Raw genomic sequence first — 18899 nt, forward strand, 5'->3', positions numbered from 1 at the left:
TCACTCCAGCTTCGCGTCGATGCGGTTGCCGTTGTTGTCGGTGCCGACGATGCGCAGCGTGCCGGCCGGCTTGACCGGGAAGTCGAACGAGAACACCGGGTTCTCGCTGACCGGCTCGAAGGTCTGCAGGCGCAGCAGTTCGCGGTCACGCTCGTCGCGCACCGAGAGGCGGTTGACATAGAACGCCGGGATGCCGCCGACCAGGCCGGTGTCCATCGGGTGCATCACCTTCAGGCGCAGCCGCGAACCCGATGCGGCCTCGCCGGGAATCGGCGTCGCATCGAACACCCGGGCGCTGACGAGCCCCAGCGTCTGCGTCCAGGAGCCGTCCTTGCGCGTCGCCCCCGCCACGGTGCAGCCGCCGCCGGCCGAATCCACCAGCGTGCCGCCGATGTGCCAGAGGCCGTCGCTGGTGTGCACTGCGGCCCGCACCGGGCTGGCCTGCTCCAGCTTGAACCGGAAGGACACGCTCGGCAGCGCGTCCATCGGCTGGTACTCCAGCACCTTGCGGATCGGGTTGCGGTCCACCAGCACGACGATGCGGTCCACGCCGGGCAGGTTCGTGACCGAGACCGTGATCGGCACGTTCATCGGGTCCTCGGCAAACGCGGGGCCGCGCACCTGCACCCGGTCGTCGAACACGGTCTTCGCGGTCGCGCCGAGGTATTCCTTGCGCATGTCGACCCAGGGGTGCGACTGGTAGGGATCGCCCTCGAAGGGGTCTGGCGCAGCGGCAGCCGTGTGGCCGTGGCCCAGCCACAGCGTCAGCAGGGCGGCGATCAGGTGGCGGCGGGGCATGGCGGTGGCGCTCCGGTTCAGATTCAGAATCGCCGCAGGTAGCGCAGCGACACCAGGGCGCTGCGCGGCGCACCCGGCTCGAAGTAGCGGCCGTTGCCATCGTTGACGATGACGCTGCCGACGACGCGCCGGCCGGCGACGTTGTCCAGGCGCGCCAGCAGCTGCAGCGAGCCGGCCTCGTCGACGATCCAGCGGTGGCTGTAGCGCAGGTTGAACAGGCCGTAGCCGCCGGCGTAGTCGGAGTTGGTGTCGTTCACCACCGTGCGGCCCTGGGCGCGCCATTCGACGGCCGCCTCGGCGTCGGCGCTCCACGGGGCGCTCCAGGCGAGTTCGGCGTAGGCGGACGCGGGCTGCGTGCCGGCAATGCGGTTGCCGGCGGGCACGGTGGTGGTGTTGGTGGCGGCGGTCAGCGTGCAGGGGATGCCGGTGCAGGTGACGAAGGCGTCGGCGTACTGCGCGTGCAGCAGCGTCAGCGCCGCCTGCGCGCGCAGACCCGGCAGGACGCGCCAGCCCGCGCCCAGCTCGGCGCCGAAGCGCTCGGTGCGGCCGACATTGCGGAAGGAGGACCGGCCGCCCGCGTTGGTGGCCACGCCGATCTCCTGGTCGGTGTCGATGCGGAAGACCGTGGCGTCCAGCGCCAGACCGTTTGCGCGCCACTTGGCACCAAGTTCGAACTGGCGGCTGGTCTGGGCTTGCAGGTCGGTGTTGAAGCCGCTGGTGCCGTCGGGGCGGTAGGCGAGTTCGCCCAGCGTGGGCGATTCATGGCCGCGCGAGGCGGCGGCGTGCAGCGTCAGCGCGGAGCTGGCGCGCCAGCGCAGGCCGGCCACCGGGTTGGTGTAGCGGTAGCTCAGCGTGCCGGAGTCGTCGCCGTTGCTCAGGTAGCTGTCCGATACCCGCATGCGCACCCGGCCGCTGCGCACGCCCAGGCTGGCCTGCCAGTCGGTGGCGAGGGCCCAGTCGGCCTGTGCATAGGCCTCGCGGGTGTCGGCGCGGTTCTGCTCGTTGCGGCGCAGCGTGCCCTGCACGCCGAGGGCGGTGGGGGTCGCGGCCGCGCCGGTGTAGTTGTTGTAGCCGCGGCGGTCGTCGGTCTGCTTCTCGACATTGACGCCGGTGGTCAGGTCGACTGCGTCCCAGTGCCACAGCGCGCGGGCATCGACGCCGTTGTACTGCCGGTCGAAATCGACAAGGCCGCCGCCATGCCGGACATTGGCCTGCGTGGCGGGCGGGATGGCGAGGAACTGCATCACGCCGCGCGAGCCGGTGTAGCCCATGAGCTGCGTGCTGGCGAGCGGGCCGGCGTCGGTGAACTGGTGGCTCCAGCTGGCGCCGGCCTGGGTCTGGCGGATGACCTTGCGCGTGCCGTACTGCGCCGCTTCGGGCGTGGTCTGGTCCGGATTGGCCTGGAACTGCGCGCGGGTCAGGCCGAGCGGATCGTCGGCGGTCTGGTTCTGGTCGCTGACCGTGACGGTCACGCGGTCATGGTCGCCCTTCCAGCCCAGGCGGGCATTGGCGAGCTGGCGGTCGGCGCCGCTCTGCGGGCGGAAGCCGTCGATCGACAGGCTGGACAGGCTGGCCGACACGTCGAAGCCATCGTCCAGCGGCGCGGCGATGGAGACGCGGCCCTGGCGCAGGCCGAAGCTGCCGGCATCCACCCCGACCTCGAACTGCCGCTCGCGCACCGGCTTCGAGAACAGCGCGATCACGCCGCCCGAGGAGTTGCCGTACAGCGCCGAGAACGGCCCGCGCAGCACCTCGACCCGCTCGGCCCCGGCGAGGTCGAAATGCGCGACCTGGCCCTGGCCGTCGGGCATGGAGGCGGGGATGCCGTCGGCGTACAGGCGCAGGCCGCGCACGCCGAAGCCGGCGCGGGCGCCGAAGCCGCGCGAGCTGATCTGCAGGTCCTGCGCGTAGTTGTTGCGGTTGGCCACCACCAGCCCGGGCACGCGGGCCAGGGACTCGGACAGGTTGACCATCGGTCCGCTGTTGCGCAGCGCCTCGGCGCCGACCGAGGTGATGGCGTAGGGCACCTCGGTCAGCTTGCGCGCACGGGTCGAGCCGGTGATGACGACCGTTTCCAGCGTGGCATCGGCGGCTGCCTGGGCCAGGGCAGCGCCCTGCAGGCCGGACAGCAGGCAGGCGAGGGCGGCGACGGCCGTCGGGCGCAGGCGGGCGTGGGCAACGGCGGCGGAGTGGGAGATCGGCGTCATGGGCAAGAGTTCGGCTAGTGGTTCGGGTCAAGCGCTGTGACCCCAGCGTGCAGGTGTACCCGTTGCGCACGGGTCGAGGCCAGTCGGCATTAACCCGGTCTGCCCTGCGGCCTGCGCCAGAAAGTGACAACTGGCGCTTCGGTGACCAGGCCGGCTGCGCGATTCAAGTCGGACCGGTCGGGAACCGATATGTGCAGGAACCAGTCCGGAGCAGGGCCGCATGCCGCCCTGGAACACCATGCACCCATCCCGAACGCTCACCGCGCTGGCGTCGCTTGCGCTGATTTCCCCCGTGGCCCTGGGGCAGAACGCCGGTGGTGTGCGCGCCCTGGCAGAGCTGTCCCTGGAAGACCTGATGCGTGTCGAGGTGGTCAGCGCCAGCCGGGGCAGCGACCGGCTGGGCGATGTGGCTGCGCCGGTGTTCGTCATCACCCGCGACGACATCCTGCGCACCGGCGTGCGCTCGCTGCCGGAAGCGCTGCGGCTGGCGCCGGGTGTGGACGTGGCCCGGCTGTCGGGCGCGCGCTGGGCGGTGGGCGTGCGCGGCGATGCGGGGCGCTTCTCCAACAAGCTGCAGGTGCTGGTCGACGGCCGCAGCATCTACTCGCCGCTGTTTTCCGGCGTGATGTGGGAAACCCAGCGCGTGCCGCTGGCCGACATCGAGCGCATCGAGATCATCCGTGGCCCGGCCGGTGCGGTCTGGGGCGCGAACGCGGTCAATGGCGTCATCAACATCATCACCCGGCGGGCACAGGACAGCCTGGGCCAGCAGCTCGACGTGGAGGTCGGCAGCGAGGGTGCAGCGCTGCTGCACGGCAGCCGCAGCACCGGCTCGGCGGCAGAGGGTGCCTGGCGCCTGTATGCCCAGGTCGACGGCACGGGCCGCTCCTCCGCGCCGGATGGCAGCGACGCCAACGACGCCTCGCTGGTCAGCACCGCCGGACTGCGTTTCGACCGCGACGTCGATGCAAACACCCAGCTCACCGCCCAGGCGCAGCTGATGCACTCCCGCGTCGACGACACGCGGCTGCGGCCGGTGGTGACGCCGCCGTACTCGCTGCAATCGCCGACGACCCAGACCATCGACCGTGTGCATGCCCATGGCACGCTGACCCACCGGCTCCAGGAACGCTCGCAGCTGACCCTGTCGGGTCTGGTCGCGGCGGAATCCGGCGAGGAGCTGGGTTCCCAGAGTGTCAACAGCCAGACCGCGGACCTGGAGGTGTCGCACACCTTCCAGCCGCTCGACTCGGTGCACCAGATCACCTGGGGCGCCGGCACCCGGTTCTACCAGGACCACAACGAGACCCAGGGCATCGGCAAGTTCGACCCTGCCCGGCGCCGCATGACCGACTGGCGCATCTTCGGGCAGGACCGCTGGGTGGGGTTCGACGACCGGCTGTCGATCGTGGGGGGGCTGCGGGTAGACCACACGTTCTTCGCCGGCACACGCAGCCAGCCGAGTCTGGCGGTGGCGTGGAAACAGACGCCGGACATGACGCTGTGGTCCTCGCTGTCCCGTGCCATCCGGGTGCCTTCGCGCGGCGAGGAAGACGCCGATGTGGCCGTGGCGGTCATCCCGCCCGGGGTGGCGGGCAATCCGCTGCCGATCCTGCTGCGCTCGGGGGCGGACCAGCCGACGGTGGTCGAGTCGGTGCGCGCCCTGCAGGCCGGCCTGCGCAACCGCCTGAACGAGCAGCTGGCCGTCGACGCCACCCTGTTCCGCCAGATCTATGACCCGCTGGGCTTCCGCTCGTCCACGCCGGTCAATCCGCAGCTCGTCATGGCGCAAACCCCCTACATCGACGCCACCCTGGGCCGCGCGCCCGGCCGGGCGTCGGCGACCGGGCTGGAGCTGTCCTCGGACTGGCGCCCGCTGCCGTCGCTGCGCCAGCAGCTGGGCTACACCTGGCTGCGCACCGAGGTACCGGACAGCCAGGCCGGCCGCGGCGGAGCGCTGGCCCAGAGCCCGCGCCACCTGCTGACGCTGCGCCTGTCCTACGACGTCTCGCCGCTGCTGAGCGTGGACGCCTGGGCCCGCTACACCAGCGAGCGCGGCCGGGACGCCACCTCCGCCAGCTACATCCCGGCCCGCAAGCTGCTCGATCTGAGCGCCCGCTGGTCGGTGGCCCGCAACACCGTGCTGAGCGCCCGGGCCTACAACCTGGGTGGCCCGCGCCGGGTCGAGATCCAGCCGGACATCGGCTATTCGAAGCCGGTGGACGTCAGTCCCGGCCTCGGCGTGCGCATGGAAATCAGCCGCTGAACGGCCACGCCCGGCATGCGCACCACCTCCGCCGCACCGCGGCCGACCCGGGGACGCCGATCCCGCGCGGGCTGGACAAGCCGGCTGGCGTGCGCCGTCGTGCTGGGCCTGCTCGGCCGGTCCGGGGCGGTCGAGGCGGCGCCGGACGAAGCGGCGGTGCAGGCGGCCTTCGTGCTGAACTTCGCCAAGTTCACCGAGTGGCCACCGGCCAGCCAGCCCGCACGCCAGGGCGCGATGCTGCTGTGCCAGTTCGGCGTGCGCGAGGAGCTGACCCAGGCCTTCCGCGCGCTGGAAGGCCGTCCGCTGCAGGGTGTGCCGATCCAGTGGCGCAAGGTGAACCGGCTCGACGAGGCGCGCGCCTGCCACGTGCTCTTCATCGCCGAATCGGGCCTGTCCCTGGTGCAACTGGGGGGTCTGCCGGTGCTCACGGTCAGTGACCTGCCGGGGTTTGCACAGCAGGGCGGTGTGATCGGGCTGGTCCGCCAGAGCGGGCGTCTGCGCTTCGAGGTCAACCGGGCGGTCGCGCAGACGGCCGGGCTGCGCCTCTCGGCCGATCTGCTGTCGCTGGCGATGACCGTGCTCGACGGCTCGGTCCGGCGCGAGGGCGCCCTGTGATCGCGCACATGCTGCACAAGATGAGCCTGCGCACCAAGCTCAGCCTGGTGGTGATCGCTTCGACGCTGATGGCCTCGCTGCTGCTGTTCGTCGGGGTGACGCTGCTGGAATACCACGACTCGCGCCACCGGGTCGAGGAGCGCGCGCAGGGACTGGCGCGGGTGCTCGCGCAGAACGTGCGGGCGCCGCTGTCCTTCGAGGACCCGGCCGCGGCACGCCGGGTGCTGGAAGGGCTGGGCGCCGTGCCGGAGGTGCGCTGGGCCACCTTGCTGGACCTGCGCTCCCAGGTCTTCGCGACCTACGCGGTCAAGGGCAGCGCACCGCCCGCGACGCTGGACATCCTCCGGCTGGTCGCGGAGTCGGCTGGCGGCATGGCCGCCGGCTCGCTCGTGCACACCGCCGAGCTGGTGCAAGTCGACGGGTCGGTGGTCGGGCAACTGGTCCTGTGCACCGATGCCGCGCCGGCCTTCAGCGCCACGGTCGCCCGCGCCTTGCTGGTGCTGATGGGCGCGGCGGTCATCGGTCTGCTGGCCAGTGCGGCCGCGGTCAAGGTGCAGGACGGCATGGTCCAGCCCATCACCGGACTGGCCGACGTGATGCACGACGTCTCGCGCACCCACGCCTACATGACGCGCGTCAGCACCAGCCGCAGCGACGAGGTGGGCGCGCTGTACGACGGGTTCAACCTCCTGCTGGGTGAACTGGAAGCGCGCGACACCGCGCTGCAGCGGCAGCAGGCGCGCCTGTTCACGCTGGCGCACGTGGACGCCGTGACCGGCCTGAGCAACCGCCACCACTTCCGGATGATGCTCGACGAGGCGCTGACCCGCCTGTCCGGCCACCCCTTCGCCATCCTGTGCCTCGATCTGGACCGCTTCAAGACCGTCAACGACGCGCTGGGCCACGACGTAGGCGACCACCTGCTCCGGCTGGTCGGCGAGCGTCTGAAGGCGGTGTCGCGCGAGGGGGACATGGTGGCGCGGCTCGGCGGCGACGAGTTCGCGATGATCCTGTGCGATGTCGCCGATCCCCAGGAGGTGCAGCGGATCGCCGACCGCGTGCTGGCGACGCTGTGCACGTCGCTGGACATCGAGGGCCTGACCGTGCCGATGGGGGTCAGCGTCGGCATCGCGCTGGCGCCACGCGACGGCGACCAGCCGGAGCAGTTGCTCAAGAACGCCGATCTGGCGCTCTACGGCGCCAAGGCCGGCGGCCGCGGGCGGGCGTGTTTCTACGACGCGGGCATGAGCGCGGGCGTCGTGCGCCGGTTGCAGCTGGAGCGGGCGCTGCGCTCGGCGATCACGCTCGACCAGCTCTCGGTGGTCTACCAGCCGCAGGTCGCACTGGCCAGCCGCACCGTCACCGGCTTCGAGGCGCTGGTGCGCTGGAAACACCCGGAATTGGGCGATGTGCGCCCGGACGAGTTCATCGCCGTCGCCGAGGACGCGGGACTGATCAACGAGATCGGCGCCTGGGTGCTGGAGCAGGCCTGCATGGTCGCGACCACCTGGCCGGCGCACCTGTCGGTGGCGGTGAACCTGTCGGCCGTGCAGGTGATGACGCAGGACTTGCCGCTGCTGATCGGGCGGGTGCTGGACGCCACCGGACTGCCGGCCGAGCGGCTGGAGGTGGAGATCACCGAGTCGGTGCTGCTCAACGAGACCGAGGCCACGCTGGCGCAGCTGCACGGCCTGAACCGGCTGGGCGTGCGCATCGCGCTGGACGACTTCGGCACCGGCTATTCGTCGATGGCCTACCTGCGGCGCTTCCCCTTCGACAAGCTCAAGATCGACCGCTGCTTCGTCAAGGCGCTCACCACCGAGCCGGACGCCCGCGTGATCGTGCACGCCATCATCGACATGGCGGCTGGGCTGCACATGAAGACGCTGGCCGAAGGTGTGGAGCGCGAAGCCGAGATGGTGGCGCTCCTCGACGAGGGCTGCGAGGAAGTGCAGGGCTATCTGGTGTCGCGGCCGCTGCGGGTCGAGGCGGTGCCGGCCTTCCTCGCCGACTGGAGCAGCTCACAGGGCGCAGCTGCGGAATCCGGTCAGGCCGTGCTGGTCCTCGGCTAGGCGGTGGTGGCGGTGGCGCGCGTCGCGCAGGCGCGGCCGGGTCACCGTGGCGCCGCCGCGCAGCACGCGGTGCTGGGTGCAGGCGGCGAGGAAGGCCTCGCGCTGCGGCAGGTTGCAGTCGCCCATGTCCGGCTCCAGCGCGGCCAGCCGGTCCGCGGTCCATTCCCAGACCTCGCCCCAGCGGAAGCCCTGCCGGTCCAGGCGCTCGGCGGCATGGGTCCACTCGACCTCGCTGGGCAGGCGCCGCCCGGCCCAGCGGCACCAGGCCTGGGCCTCGTGCAGATTGACGTGGACGACGGGATGGTTCGGGTGCACGCGGATGGCGCGCCCGAAGCGCGTCTGCGTCAGCCCATCGGCCGGGTCCTCGACCATGACCGGGCCGCTGCGCTGCTGCCGACAGACCCAGTCCCAGCCCACCGGGCTCCACCAGCGCGACTGGCGGTAACCGCCGTCCGCGACAAACTCCAGGAACTGCTGCCAGGACACCGGCTGGGCGTCGATGTCGTGGTCCGGGCAGGAGTCCAGCCGCCGGCCGCGTTCGCTCTCGAAGACGTAGCCGCCCTGTTCCGGCGCGATGCCGATGTGCCAGTGGCCGGCGCTGACCGCCAGCGGCTGGTGCGGCACCCAGGCGCCGGGCGAGGTGGCCTCCGGCAGCGGCACGTCCAGCATCTGCGCCGCCTCGATCAGGCGCTCGGCCTGCCGGTCCTCGTGGAACAGCGCGTCGCGGTAGAAGTACAGCGTCTCGTCCTGCTCCGGGGCGTCCATCAGCAGCTCCAGCGTCACCTCCAGCGTGTCGACGAGGTACTGGCGCACGGCGGCGGCCCGCGGCAGGTCGGTGCTGCCCCGTTCAATGGGCGAGCGCAGGCGTGGATCCCACCACAGGTCGGCCCGCGGGTCGATGGACGCGAGCCGGATGCCGCGTGCGTCGCAGCGCCGGCCGCGGTGGCGCTGCACGTTGCGGGCGATCCAGTGTTCCTGGTACCAGCCGAGCTGTCCCAGCCACCACAGCGGCGAGCCTTGCAGCGGCGGCGGTGTGCCGTCGAGCGCGTCGGGCCGGGCGGCGGCCTCGAAGGCTGCGAACAGGCGCAGGCTGCGGTTGCGGGCGTCGATCAGGGCCAGCGACAGCAACTCGCGCCCGGCATGGCGCATCGTCACCGGGTGGTCGAGGTCTGCGGCGGGCATCAGCATCGTGGACAGGCCAGAGGTGGGAGGCATGCAACGATTGTGAACTTGTTCACGGTAATCGGCGATACCGGCGATGCGCCTGTCCGGGTGGTCGGCGGCCCTGCGTCCGAGGGGGCACGGCCTCAGGCGGTGAGGATCCAGCCTTCGACGGGATCGACATGTTCCGGCCAGCCGTGCCGGTCCGTCTGCCGGGAAGCCCAGCCGGCCTGCAGCAGGCAGAGCACGGCGTCCAGCCGATCGCCCGTGGGGTCGGCGACCAGCGCGTCGTGCTGCGCGACCGTGAGTTTCAGGCGCAGTCCGAGCCGGGTGCGGCCCTGCTCGAGCGCGTCGACCAGATCGCGCCGGGCCAGCAGCCGCTCGGGCGTCTGGCGGGCGCGGTCGTCGCTCTTGTAGGAGCGGGATCCGAGGAGTTCGCGGGCCAGCAGTCCCGGATAGGCTTCCAGCGCGGTGCGGGTCGGATCGCCGGCGTGGAAGCCGGGCAGGGTGCAGCCGGCGTCCAGCAGCGCCGGCACGCCCGCGTGCAGCATGAAGGCCACCGGCGGATTGACCCACTTCATCGACGGGGACGAACCCGCCGGCCGGTCACAGGCCCGGTGCGCGAACTTGGCGCCGGCCGGACGGGTGTTGCAGAACGCGGCGAAGGTGGCGCGGATCTCGGCGCGGTCGAGCGTCCGGTAGTGCGCGATCAGCGGGCCCCAGGTGGCGGGCCAGCCCAGCGCGGTGACCAGCTCCCGCGGCAGACCGAAGGGCAGGTCGAAGCCGCCCAGCCACGGCCCCGGCTCGCGCAGGCTGGCGGCGAAGGCGGCTTCGTCGGGCAGGGCGCGCAGCCGCTCCAGGCGCAGCACGTCGCCGACCAGACGGCCTTCGGCCAGGGTGATGGGCTTGCGCGGGGTGGGGCGGCCGGTGAAGTCGACGCCGCGCAGGGGCAGCGTCGCGGCTGCCGTCAAGCGGTGCGTCCGACGATCGAGGCGGTGGCGATCAGCTCTTCGAGCATGGCCAGCGAGGCCTGCCCCGACACCGAGAAGGGGTCCAGCACCGGTCGGTCGCTGTACTTGAGCACGATCGCCGGGTTGATGCGCGCCAGATTGACCTGGCCCATCGTCCAGCCGGAAAAGCGCCGCTCGGTGATCTCCTCGTAGTGCAGGACCACCACGTCGTGGTGGCGCCCGTCGCGGACGATGTCGTTGTAGAGGCGGTTCACGGTGTCGCGGCCGCCTTCGAGCACCTGCATGAAGACATTGCCACCATGGCAGAGGATGCCGGTGATGCCGAGGGCCGGGTTGTGGGTGCGCGACTGGGCGAGGATCGAGTCGATCATCTCGGGCGTGACCGCTTCGGCGCGGCTGGCATAGAGCAGGCGGACGAGCATGGGATTCAGCCTTTGCGGTGGGTGACGAGCGAGAGGAATTCGCGGCGCAGGTTCGGATCCTTGAGGAAGGAGCCGCGCATGACGCTGTTGATCATCTTGGAGTCCATGTCCTTGACACCGCGCCAGCCCATGCAGAAGTGGTCGGCCTCCATGATGACGGCCAGTCCGTCGGGCTGCATCTTGTCGTTGAGCAGGTCGGCGACCTGGGTGACGGCTTCTTCCTGGATCTGCGGGCGACTCATGATCCACTCGGCCAGCCGGGCGTACTTGGACAGGCCGATCAGCGCCGAGTGCTCGTTGGGCATGACGCCGATCCACAGCTTGCCGATGATCGGGCAGAGGTGGTGCGAGCAGGCGCTGCGCACGGTGATCGGGCCGACGATCATCAGCTCGTTCAGGTGCTCCACATTGGGGAACTCGGTCACGGGCGGCTGTGGCACGTAGCGGCCGCGGAAGACCTCCTGCAGGTACATCTTGGCCACGCGGCGGGCGGTGTCCTGGGTGTTGTGGTCGCTCACAGTGTCGATCACCAGGCTGTCGAGCACGCCGGCCATCTTCCCCTGCACCTCGTCCAGCAGGGCCTCCAGATCACCGGGCTGGATGAAGTCGGCGATGTTGTCGTTGGCGTGGAAGCGGCGATGGGCGGCCTGGATGCGGGCCCGGATGACGGCGGACATCGGACGTCCGGCCTCGTGGTCCTGGTTGCCCGACGATGCGGTGGCGGGAGAGTCGGTGGGGCTGTTCATCGTTCGGTGGGCGTCCGGAGTGGAAGGAAATCCTAGCAGGCCTCGGTTTTTCATGCGCGTGGCGGGCTGCACATGGATTAACCCGGACAAATCCGCAACATTGCCGGGAGGCGAGACCTAGGGTTTGCAAGAATGGACGCACTGAAATGGAATCCGAGGAACCGCCATGTCCCGTCCTCCGCTGATCGGCATTTCCGCCCGCATCTATTTTCCCAACACGCCGGTGGCCGATCTGGGTGGGGTGTTCACCCGCACGCTGCACTATCTGGAGCAGTCGGTGGCGCACTGGGTGCTGGGTGGCCGGGCCCTGGCGGTCATGATCCCCGCCATCGAGAGCGACGGCATGATTGCACGCAGCGAGATGAGCCTGTCCGAGTACGCCAGCCATCTGGACGGGCTGGTGCTGCAAGGTGGCAACGACATCGCGCCCGAAAGCTATGGCGAAACCCCGCTGCGCCCGGAGTGGAGCGGCGACCGGATCCGCGACCGCTACGAGATCGATCTCTTCGAGGCCTTCGTCGCGGCCGGCAAGCCGGTGCTGGGCATCTGCCGGGGTTGCCAGCTCATCAATGTGGCCCTCGGTGGCACGCTCTACCAGGACATCCCGACGCAGGCACCGTCCTCCGTGCGCCACCTGCACCTGCAGCAGTACGACCAGCAGTTCCACGAGATGGCCATCGTCCCCGGGACCCATCTGTCGGCGCTGTATCCCGGCGTGGACACCGCTTCGATCAACTCGATCCACCACCAGGCGGTCAAGGACCTGGGCCGCGACCTGACGGTGGAAGCCCGTGCCCAGCCGGACGGGCTGATCGAGGCCATCCGCTGGACCGGGCCGAGCTATGTCTTCGGCATGCAGTGGCACCCGGAATTCATGGCCCAGCAGATGAGCTACGCCACGCAGCTGGACGGCAATCCGATCCTCTCGGACTTCCTGTCGGCCTGTCTGCGCCGCCGCGGCTGAGCGTGCGTCCGGCTTGAAAGTCCGGTGCGTCTGTCGATATAGCGGTGCAGGCCGCCCCGATGCACGGGGGCTGCGGCTGCCGTCGCGGTGTGCTCGTGCCGGCACCAGGGCGTTGCCAATGTGATAAACGAATTGGTACCGCTCCATGATTCAGGGGGGAACCCGAAAATCCGCGTGAATTTATGTCAGGATTCAATGTTTTCAGATTTTTCTTGAGCATCGTTCTTGACAATATTGACGCCGACCATGCGGCGTTCGAAGAGATAGCATGAAATTTTCAATTCCAGACAGACGCGGGGACGCCTGACCATGGCCGACATGCAAGCAACCCGGCGCCGTGCGGCTGTGGCAGTGTTTTCGGATTTGCTCGACGAAACGGCGCTGACCGAGGCACTCTGGCTCCAGCACGAGTCGATGCGCGGGGAAAACGTCTCGGACATCATCGCGTTCGTCGATGCAGTCGCCCAGCGCAATCTGCTGGATGCGGCGTCCGTCAAACGCCTCTACAACGGTTTCTACAAGGCGTTGCGGGAAAGCTCGGAGCGCCTCCCGCTGGATCCGTGGCCGGCCATGCAGGCGGCCCGTGCCGCGGCCCGGGCATCCGCGCCACCGCCACCTCCGCCCGCAGCGCCACCCGTGTCGGCCGTCACGCCGGTGATCAATCCGGTCGCGGTGGCCCTTGCGGCGGCGCAGGCGGCCGCCCCCGTGCCGGTGCAGGAGCCGGAAGAGCCGCCGGTGATCTTCGGCGCCCTGATGCGTGCCATCGTGGCCGAGGTGTTTCAGTACCACCGCGAGGCGCTCGACGAGGTCCGCAAGGATGCCTTGCAGCGGCTGGACGACGCGATGGCGGCGCCCGCCTTGCGGCAGCAGTTCCGCAGCGGCTGGAGCCGCGCGCTGCAGCACGACTGGCAATTGCCGGGCACGCACGCCGAACTGGCCGAATTGACCCGTGTGGTCTATCTGGCGCTGGGTGATGCCTTTGGCCGCGCGGGCGCGGACCAGATCCTCAAGCGCGGTCTGGAAGCGGCCGATGCCGTGCCCGAGGCCAAGGTGTTTGCCCCCCGTCGCCTGCTTGCCACCATCAAGGGCCTGCGCATCTGATCCGAATGGCCAGCGGGTGCGGCCCGGTGCCGACATCCTCTGCCTTGAATTGACCACAGCGCCGTGTGCGCGGGCGACCCGATCGTCCGCCCCGGCAGGAGAACAGCATGTCCAATCTGCAGGACGTCCGTGACGCCGCCGTCGATACCGACGCCGATTACCACGATGCCCCGGCACCGATGACCGCGCAGGAGCGCAAGGTCATCCTCGCCTCGTCGCTCGGCACCATCTTCGAGTGGTACGACTTCTACCTCTACGGCGCGCTGGCCGCGATCATCGCCCAGCAGTTCTTCTCGGCACTGGAGCCGACGTCCGCCTTCATCTTCGCGCTGCTGGCCTTCGCTGCCGGCTTCATCGTGCGACCGATCGGGGCGGTGGTCTTTGGTGGCCTGGGCGACATGATCGGCCGCAAGTACACCTTCCTGGCGACCATCGTGATCATGGGCGTCTCGACCGCGCTGGTGGCCGTGCTGCCGTCCTACAGCACGGCGGGCGCCTTTGCGCCGATCGCGCTGGTGCTGCTGCGCATGCTGCAGGGTCTGGCGCTGGGCGGCGAGTACGGCGGTGCGGCCATCTATGTCGCCGAACACGCACCGCAGAACCAGCGCGGTGCCTACACGGCCTGGGTCCAGACGACGGCCACGGTCGGTCTGTTCCTCGCGCTGGTCGTGATCCTGGCGACGCGCAGCCTGCTGGGCGAGGCGCAGTTCTCCGACTGGGGCTGGCGCATTCCCTTCGGCCTGTCGGCGGTGATGCTGGCAGGGTCCTTGTGGATTCGCCTCTCGATGAGCGAGTCGCCGGCCTTCCGCAAGATGCAGGAAGAGGGCAAGACCTCCAAGGCGCCGCTGGCCGAGTGCTTCGGGCAGTGGAAGAACCTCAAGATCATCGTGCTGGCGCTGTTCGGGCTGGTCGCCGGTCAGGCCGTGGTCTGGTACACGGGACAGTTCTATGCGCTGTTCTTCCTGACGAGCGTGCTCCGGGTCGATTCGACCACCGCCAACATCCTGATCGCCGTGGCCCTGCTGATCGGCACGCCGTTCTTCGTGGTGTTTGGAACGCTGTCGGACCGGATTGGTCGCAAGCCGATCATCATGGCCGGCCTGCTGATCGCTTGCCTGACCTATTTCCCGCTGTTCAAGATGCTGACCGCCATGGCCAATCCGGATCTGGCCGCCGCGCAGGAGCGTGTCCAGATCGTCGTGAAGGCCGATCCGATGACCTGCTCCTTCCAGGGCAGCCCCATCGCCACGGAGACCGACTTCACCTCGTCCTGCGACATCGCGAAGCGGACGCTCGCACAACTGGCGGCCAGCTACACCAACGTGGCACTGCCCTCCGGCTCGTCCACGGAGGTGCACATTGGCCAGGTCGTGCTGGCGCCACCGAACGGCCACCTGACCCCCGAGGGCGATCGTTTCGAGAAAGACAGCCTCTTCGAGATCTCGCGTTTCCGCAAGGAGCTGCTGCCTGACGCGTTGAAGGCGGCGGGCTATCCCGTGAAGGCGGATCCGGCCAAGGTCAACCACGTGGGGGTGGTCGCTGTGCTGGTGGTGCTCATGCTGCTGGTGACGATGGTCTACGGCCCGATCGCCGCCACGCTGGTCGAGATGTTCCCGACCCGCATCCGCTACACCTCGATGAGCCTGCCCTACCACATCGGCAACGGCTGGTTCGGCGGTCTGATGCCGACCATCGCCTTCGCGATGGTGGCCCAGAACGGCGACATGTACCACGGCCTGTGGTATCCGATCGCGGTGGCGGCGGTCACCTTCGTGATCGGCATGTTCTTCATCCGCGAGACGAAGGACGTGGACATCTACGCCAAGTTCCTCTACTGGCACCCCAACCGCCTGCGCAAGTGAGCCCAGCGGCGTGAGCGGGCCGCCTGGGCGCAGCCGCGCTCAGGTCGGCTCTGCGGTGGCCTCGTCTTCCTGATCGGCGAGGTCGGCCGGTTCCACCTCCGGCAGCAGGTGCGGCACGAGCAGCACCGGCACGCGGCAGTGGCGCTGCACGGCCTGCGTCACCGAGTGGCTCAGGCTGGCCAGCACGACGAGGTCGCAGCCCAGCAGTTCCGCCTGCTCGACCACCTGCTGCGCCGCGTCGCCCGTCACCACGAGCGACTCATGGGCCACGCCGGCCGCGTCCAGCAGCGCCTGCGCCGAGGACAGCGCGTGTTCACCGGCCTCATGGCTGGCGCCCTCGATCAGATCGGCATCGGGCGCCAGCACCACCTCGTACAGGTGCGGGGGCTCCTGCACATTGAGCAGCACGGCCGTGAAGTCCAGACCCTGGGCGCGCAATTGCAGCGCCTGGTGGACGGCGGCCAGTGCTTCAGAGCTGCCATCGAGGGGCAAAAGGGTACGGATCATGGTGTGACTCCTGTTGTGGGCATGCCGTCGATGCTAGCGCCTGTGGCGTCCGGCGACCACCGGCGATACTGGCGAGTTGAGCCACTCCTGACCGCGCGCTGCGCACCGCCATGACCCAGCCTCCGATGTTGACCTGGACCGAAGACGATCAAGTCCGCACCGCCCGCTGGAGATCCGAGAACGGCGCGCCGGTGCCACGCCGTGTCGTCGTGGCCGACGACCAGACCCGTGCGGACGACGCACTGCGCCTGGCGCGCGAGGGCGCGGTGCTGCTGTGGCGGGGCGACTTCCAGAACGCGCGGCTGCTGCTGCAGGCGATGACCCGCCGTCTCGAGCGGGCATCCGGCCCCAGGCCCGCCGCCGCGTCGCTCACCGACCAGTTCCACCGCCACCGGCTCGCGCAGGCCCAGCGCGCCCGCCTGCTGTCGGCGATCGTCATGCCGGTCGAGGCCGACTACGGCATCGCCCTGCGCCGCGCACCTGATTGGCGCCAGGCCTGCGCGGAGGCTTATGGCGCACCGGATGGACTGGCCTCCGTGGTGTCGCTGCGGGAATTGCTGGGGCTGGTGGGCGCGCACGAATGGCGCAAGAAAGGGGTGCCGATCGCGGCGACCGGCGGGCGGGTCCATGCCCATTACGGGGTCTTCTCGCCGGTGCGGGGGGAATACGTCGACCTCGTGGCCGCAACGCCGCTGCCTTCGGGTGCGCTGGCCTTCGACGTCGGCACCGGCACGGGCGTGCTGGCCGCGGTGCTCGCGCAGCGGGGCGTGAAGCGGATCGTCGCCACCGACCTGGATGACCGCGCGCTGGCCTGTGCGGCGGACAACCTCGAGCGGCTCGGGCACGCGGCGCAGGTCGAACTGGTGAAGGCGGATCTGTTTCCGCCGGGCCGTGCACCGCTGGTCGTGTGCAATCCGCCGTGGTTGCCGGGCAAGCCCAGCTCCTCGATCGAGCACGCCATCTACGACCCGGACAGCCGCATGCTGAAAGGCTTTCTGTCCGGGCTGGCCGAGCACCTGAGCCCGGGCGGGCAGGGCTGGTTGATCCTGTCGGATCTGGCCGAGCACTTGGGTCTGCGCAGCCGGGCGCAGTTGCTGGAGTGGATCGCGCAGGCCGGGCTGCGGGTGCTGGCCATCCAGTCCATCCGCCCGCGCCACCCGAAAGCCGGCGACGCCGAGGATGCGCTGCATGCGGCCCGGTCGGCAGAAGTCACCATGCTCTGGCAACTCGTGGCGGACACGGCGGCATGATGCGCGGCGTGGGCCGTGCATTGAACGAGATTCGGAAGTAAAAAGCCCTTCTAGTCCTGAAAGCCCGCGAGGAATGGCGGGGAGGATGAAGGGTGACGAGCCTGAACCCTGGCACTGAAGGCTAACGGTTAGGGCTGCTTCGTTCCCGACCTGACCCGTTTGGCCGCGCCCCCATGCAGGGAGGCCCGTCACTCGGGATTGTAATCGACTTGGCCGGGGTGCTGTACCGAATCCGGTTCTGTGCGATTATCCGATCTCTGTTACAGCTTGCAGGGCTGTCATTCATCGATGAAGAATACTGAACGCCAGATCGTTGATCTCGAAGACGACGCCGAAAGAATTGCCGCGATCCGCAAGATCCGGAAGTTGATGGACTTCTGGCGCATCACGCCAAATGAGTTGCGCGGACGCCCCGTCGAACCCGTGCGCTCGCGGGAACCTGCCGAAATCCGCTATCGCCATCCGGTGACGGCGGAGGTGTGGGACGGGCAGGGGACGCAGCCGCAGTGGCTGCGTGACGCGCTGATCAGGGAGGGTTACACCGTGGACGAGTTGCGCCGCACGGTGCTGCCGCAGATCCCTGCGGCTGAAACGGACGCCACCTCGTCGGCGACTTGATCAAGATGCGGATTGACAGTACGTCGAACTTGGCGGTTGCTTGGACCGAGCGGGTGTGTTCGGCGCCTGGATACCGACTTCAGCCGCCGAGGGTGCGGTCCTGCTGACCGAACCAAGCCAGTGCAGCGTCAAGGTGCTGCGGCTGGAAGTCGGGCCACAGCGCGTCCAGCAAGAAGCCGCTCAAGCGGCGACCGCCGCCCCAGCGGACAATCATGTCCATGCGCGAGACCTCTGCCGACCGCAGGCAGCCATGGGCGGCTTGGCGTCAACGGTATGCATCCTGGCTCCTGATGTCCGTTCGATAACGAACATAGGCGAACGCCACCCTGTGCATGGGACCTGTGGCGCGTTGCAGTCATGTGTTCGGTATCGAACAGAAGGTGTCGCCATCTGTACGTAGAGTCAGGCGGTTCTCGGTGCCAACCTGCCGTGAACCCTACTCATGCCGCATATTTGCAATCGCTTGATTCGCTTGATTCGCCTGTTCGCCCTCTTGGGCCTTGCGGCGATGGCAGGGGCTTGCACCTCGTTGCTGCCGACCGCCAAGACCGAAGTGGTCTCTGATTGGAACAGCTACGACGATGCGGTGAAATCGCTCGCGTCCATCACGCCTTACAAGGCCACCCGCGCGGAGGTGCACCTCGAGGGGCTGGATCCGCACCTGAACCCGGCCATCACCGTGCTGCATTTTTCCGACGTGTTGCAACGCTTCGCTGCCGCCGCGCTGATCAAGCCGGAGGACGTCGACCGAGGCATCCGAGACTGTCTCCATGTCGGCAAGCAATGCAATGGCTACGCCATTTCTGTCAAGAAGCTCGAACGTCGCCGGGTGGGCAACTTCTGGATCGATTCGCTGAATTTCAAGCGCGAAACGGTCACCAAGGGCTGGAGCGTTGATGCGCTGTTGGTGTTTGTCGATGACTTGCTGGTGTACGAGCTGGTCGGCGGTCAGCCCACCATCAACGAATATGAGGTCCGGCGCAATCCGCTGGGCCCGTTGCAGGGCTGGGGGGATGGCTCGCTGCAAGCCGCGATACGCTGATCGTTATGGGTCCGACGAGCACCGGTGCCGAGGGTGCTACCGTTCCTGCCACTGATCCCATTTCCGATTTGAAGCTTCCTGCATGTTCCGATCTCAGCTCGCCACCGCCCTCCTGATGCTCTCCGGCACGGCCTTGACCGCCGACGGACTCGGGACACTGCACACCTTCCGCGACTGGGTGGTCGGCTGTGACAACACGCGGCGCTGCGAGGCGCAGGGCTACGGTCGCCAGGGTGAGGACGCTCCGCCCGGTGGCCGGGCCGCGCTGATCATCCGGCGCGAGGCCGGCCCCGGCCA

19 protein-coding genes and 1 other RNA gene are annotated in these 18899 nt (G+C 69.2%); 10 read left to right on the forward strand and 10 right to left on the reverse strand.

Annotated elements, in window-relative coordinates:
• Both AABN02_RS16210 and AABN02_RS16215 read right to left on the reverse strand, forming a co-directional pair.
• Complete coding sequence (locus tag AABN02_RS16210) at positions 1-798, reverse strand: quinoprotein dehydrogenase-associated SoxYZ-like carrier (RefSeq protein ID WP_338415955.1); 798 nt, start codon at positions 796-798, stop codon at positions 1-3.
• Between the two features lie 23 nt (positions 799-821).
• Positions 822-3005, reverse strand: a complete 2184-nt coding sequence (locus AABN02_RS16215) for a TonB-dependent receptor (RefSeq protein ID WP_338415956.1) — start codon at positions 3003-3005, stop codon at positions 822-824.
• A 238-nt stretch (positions 3006-3243) separates the two neighbouring features.
• Here AABN02_RS16215 and AABN02_RS16220 point away from each other — a divergent pair, with 238 nt between their 5' ends.
• The 3 genes from AABN02_RS16220 to AABN02_RS16230 are packed head-to-tail and all read left to right on the forward strand — an operon-like array spanning position 3244 to position 7958.
• Positions 3244-5271: a TonB-dependent receptor gene (locus AABN02_RS16220; protein WP_338415957.1), complete on the forward strand. Its 2028-nt coding sequence runs from the start codon at positions 3244-3246 to the stop codon at positions 5269-5271.
• A 15-nt stretch (positions 5272-5286) separates the two neighbouring features.
• Positions 5287-5886, forward strand: a complete 600-nt coding sequence (locus tag AABN02_RS16225) for a YfiR family protein (RefSeq protein ID WP_338415958.1) — start codon at positions 5287-5289, stop codon at positions 5884-5886.
• Positions 5887-5894: 8 nt separating this feature from the next.
• Positions 5895-7958: an EAL domain-containing protein gene (locus AABN02_RS16230; protein WP_338415959.1), complete on the forward strand. Its 2064-nt coding sequence runs from the start codon at positions 5895-5897 to the stop codon at positions 7956-7958.
• Here AABN02_RS16230 and AABN02_RS16235 read toward each other — a convergent pair.
• From AABN02_RS16235 to folE, 4 genes are all read right to left on the reverse strand, one after another.
• Positions 7908-9173, reverse strand: a complete 1266-nt coding sequence (locus AABN02_RS16235; RefSeq protein ID WP_338415960.1) for an SUMF1/EgtB/PvdO family nonheme iron enzyme — start codon at positions 9171-9173, stop codon at positions 7908-7910. The two genes, AABN02_RS16230 and AABN02_RS16235, sit on opposite strands and share 51 nt — an antisense overlap.
• Positions 9174-9265: 92 nt before the next feature.
• Positions 9266-10090 (reverse strand): DUF429 domain-containing protein, encoded by an 825-nt coding sequence (locus AABN02_RS16240; RefSeq protein ID WP_338415961.1) that lies wholly within the window; start codon positions 10088-10090, stop codon positions 9266-9268.
• On the reverse strand, positions 10087-10512 hold the full coding sequence (locus AABN02_RS16245) for a BLUF domain-containing protein (protein ID WP_338415962.1): 426 nt from the start codon (positions 10510-10512) through the stop codon (positions 10087-10089). Before AABN02_RS16245 ends, AABN02_RS16240 begins: the two co-directional genes overlap by 4 nt.
• 5 nt (positions 10513-10517) lie before the next feature.
• A complete protein-coding gene (gene folE / locus AABN02_RS16250) occupies positions 10518-11258 on the reverse strand; it encodes a GTP cyclohydrolase I (protein ID WP_338415963.1) in 741 nt (246 codons plus the stop codon).
• 166 nt (positions 11259-11424) lie between these two features.
• Between folE and AABN02_RS16255 the strand changes: the two genes are divergently transcribed.
• Positions 11425-12222, forward strand: coding sequence for a gamma-glutamyl-gamma-aminobutyrate hydrolase family protein (locus AABN02_RS16255; protein ID WP_338415964.1), 798 nt, complete (start codon positions 11425-11427; stop codon positions 12220-12222).
• Positions 12223-12407: 185 nt separating this feature from the next.
• Here AABN02_RS16255 and AABN02_RS16260 read toward each other — a convergent pair whose 3' ends face one another.
• Positions 12408-12542, reverse strand: a complete 135-nt coding sequence (locus AABN02_RS16260) for a hypothetical protein (RefSeq protein ID WP_338415965.1) — start codon at positions 12540-12542, stop codon at positions 12408-12410.
• Between AABN02_RS16260 and AABN02_RS16265 the strand changes: the two genes are divergently transcribed.
• Both AABN02_RS16265 and AABN02_RS16270 read left to right on the forward strand, forming a co-directional pair.
• Positions 12541-13323 (forward strand): hypothetical protein, encoded by a 783-nt coding sequence (locus AABN02_RS16265; protein WP_338415966.1) that lies wholly within the window; start codon positions 12541-12543, stop codon positions 13321-13323. The two genes, AABN02_RS16260 and AABN02_RS16265, sit on opposite strands and share 2 nt — an antisense overlap.
• A gap of 179 nt (positions 13324-13502) precedes the next feature.
• The gene (locus AABN02_RS16270; RefSeq protein ID WP_338415977.1) at positions 13503-15185 is read left to right on the forward strand and encodes an MFS transporter; all 1683 of its coding nucleotides are present in this window, start codon (positions 13503-13505) and stop codon (positions 15183-15185) included.
• Positions 15186-15224: 39 nt separating this feature from the next.
• Here AABN02_RS16270 and AABN02_RS16275 read toward each other — a convergent pair whose 3' ends face one another.
• Positions 15225-15692 (reverse strand): universal stress protein, encoded by a 468-nt coding sequence (locus AABN02_RS16275; protein WP_338415967.1) that lies wholly within the window; start codon positions 15690-15692, stop codon positions 15225-15227.
• A gap of 110 nt (positions 15693-15802) precedes the next feature.
• Here AABN02_RS16275 and AABN02_RS16280 point away from each other — a divergent pair, with 110 nt between their 5' ends.
• Positions 15803-16942 (forward strand): class I SAM-dependent methyltransferase, encoded by a 1140-nt coding sequence (locus AABN02_RS16280; protein WP_338415968.1) that lies wholly within the window; start codon positions 15803-15805, stop codon positions 16940-16942.
• Positions 16943-17033: 91 nt separating this feature from the next.
• Here the strand turns inward: AABN02_RS16280 and ffs are convergent.
• Positions 17034-17132, reverse strand: an RNA gene (ffs, locus tag AABN02_RS16285) — signal recognition particle sRNA small type.
• A gap of 98 nt (positions 17133-17230) precedes the next feature.
• On the opposite strand from ffs, the gene AABN02_RS16290 reads away from it, so the two are divergent.
• Complete coding sequence (locus AABN02_RS16290) at positions 17231-17560, forward strand: H-NS histone family protein (protein ID WP_338415969.1); 330 nt, start codon at positions 17231-17233, stop codon at positions 17558-17560.
• A 79-nt stretch (positions 17561-17639) separates the two neighbouring features.
• On the opposite strand, the gene AABN02_RS16295 is transcribed toward AABN02_RS16290, so the two are convergent.
• On the reverse strand, positions 17640-17804 hold the full coding sequence (locus tag AABN02_RS16295) for an undecaprenyl diphosphate synthase family protein (protein WP_338415978.1): 165 nt from the start codon (positions 17802-17804) through the stop codon (positions 17640-17642).
• A 198-nt stretch (positions 17805-18002) separates the two neighbouring features.
• Here AABN02_RS16295 and AABN02_RS16300 point away from each other — a divergent pair, with 198 nt between their 5' ends.
• Positions 18003-18602: a hypothetical protein gene (locus AABN02_RS16300; RefSeq protein WP_338415970.1), complete on the forward strand. Its 600-nt coding sequence runs from the start codon at positions 18003-18005 to the stop codon at positions 18600-18602.
• Between the two features lie 82 nt (positions 18603-18684).
• A partial coding sequence (locus tag AABN02_RS16305) for a DUF1176 domain-containing protein (RefSeq protein WP_338415971.1) occupies positions 18685-18899 on the forward strand: 215 nt, incomplete at its 3' end.

This window comes from uncultured Sphaerotilus sp. (assembly GCF_963924895.1).
Taxonomy (GTDB): domain Bacteria; phylum Pseudomonadota; class Gammaproteobacteria; order Burkholderiales; family Burkholderiaceae_C; genus Sphaerotilus.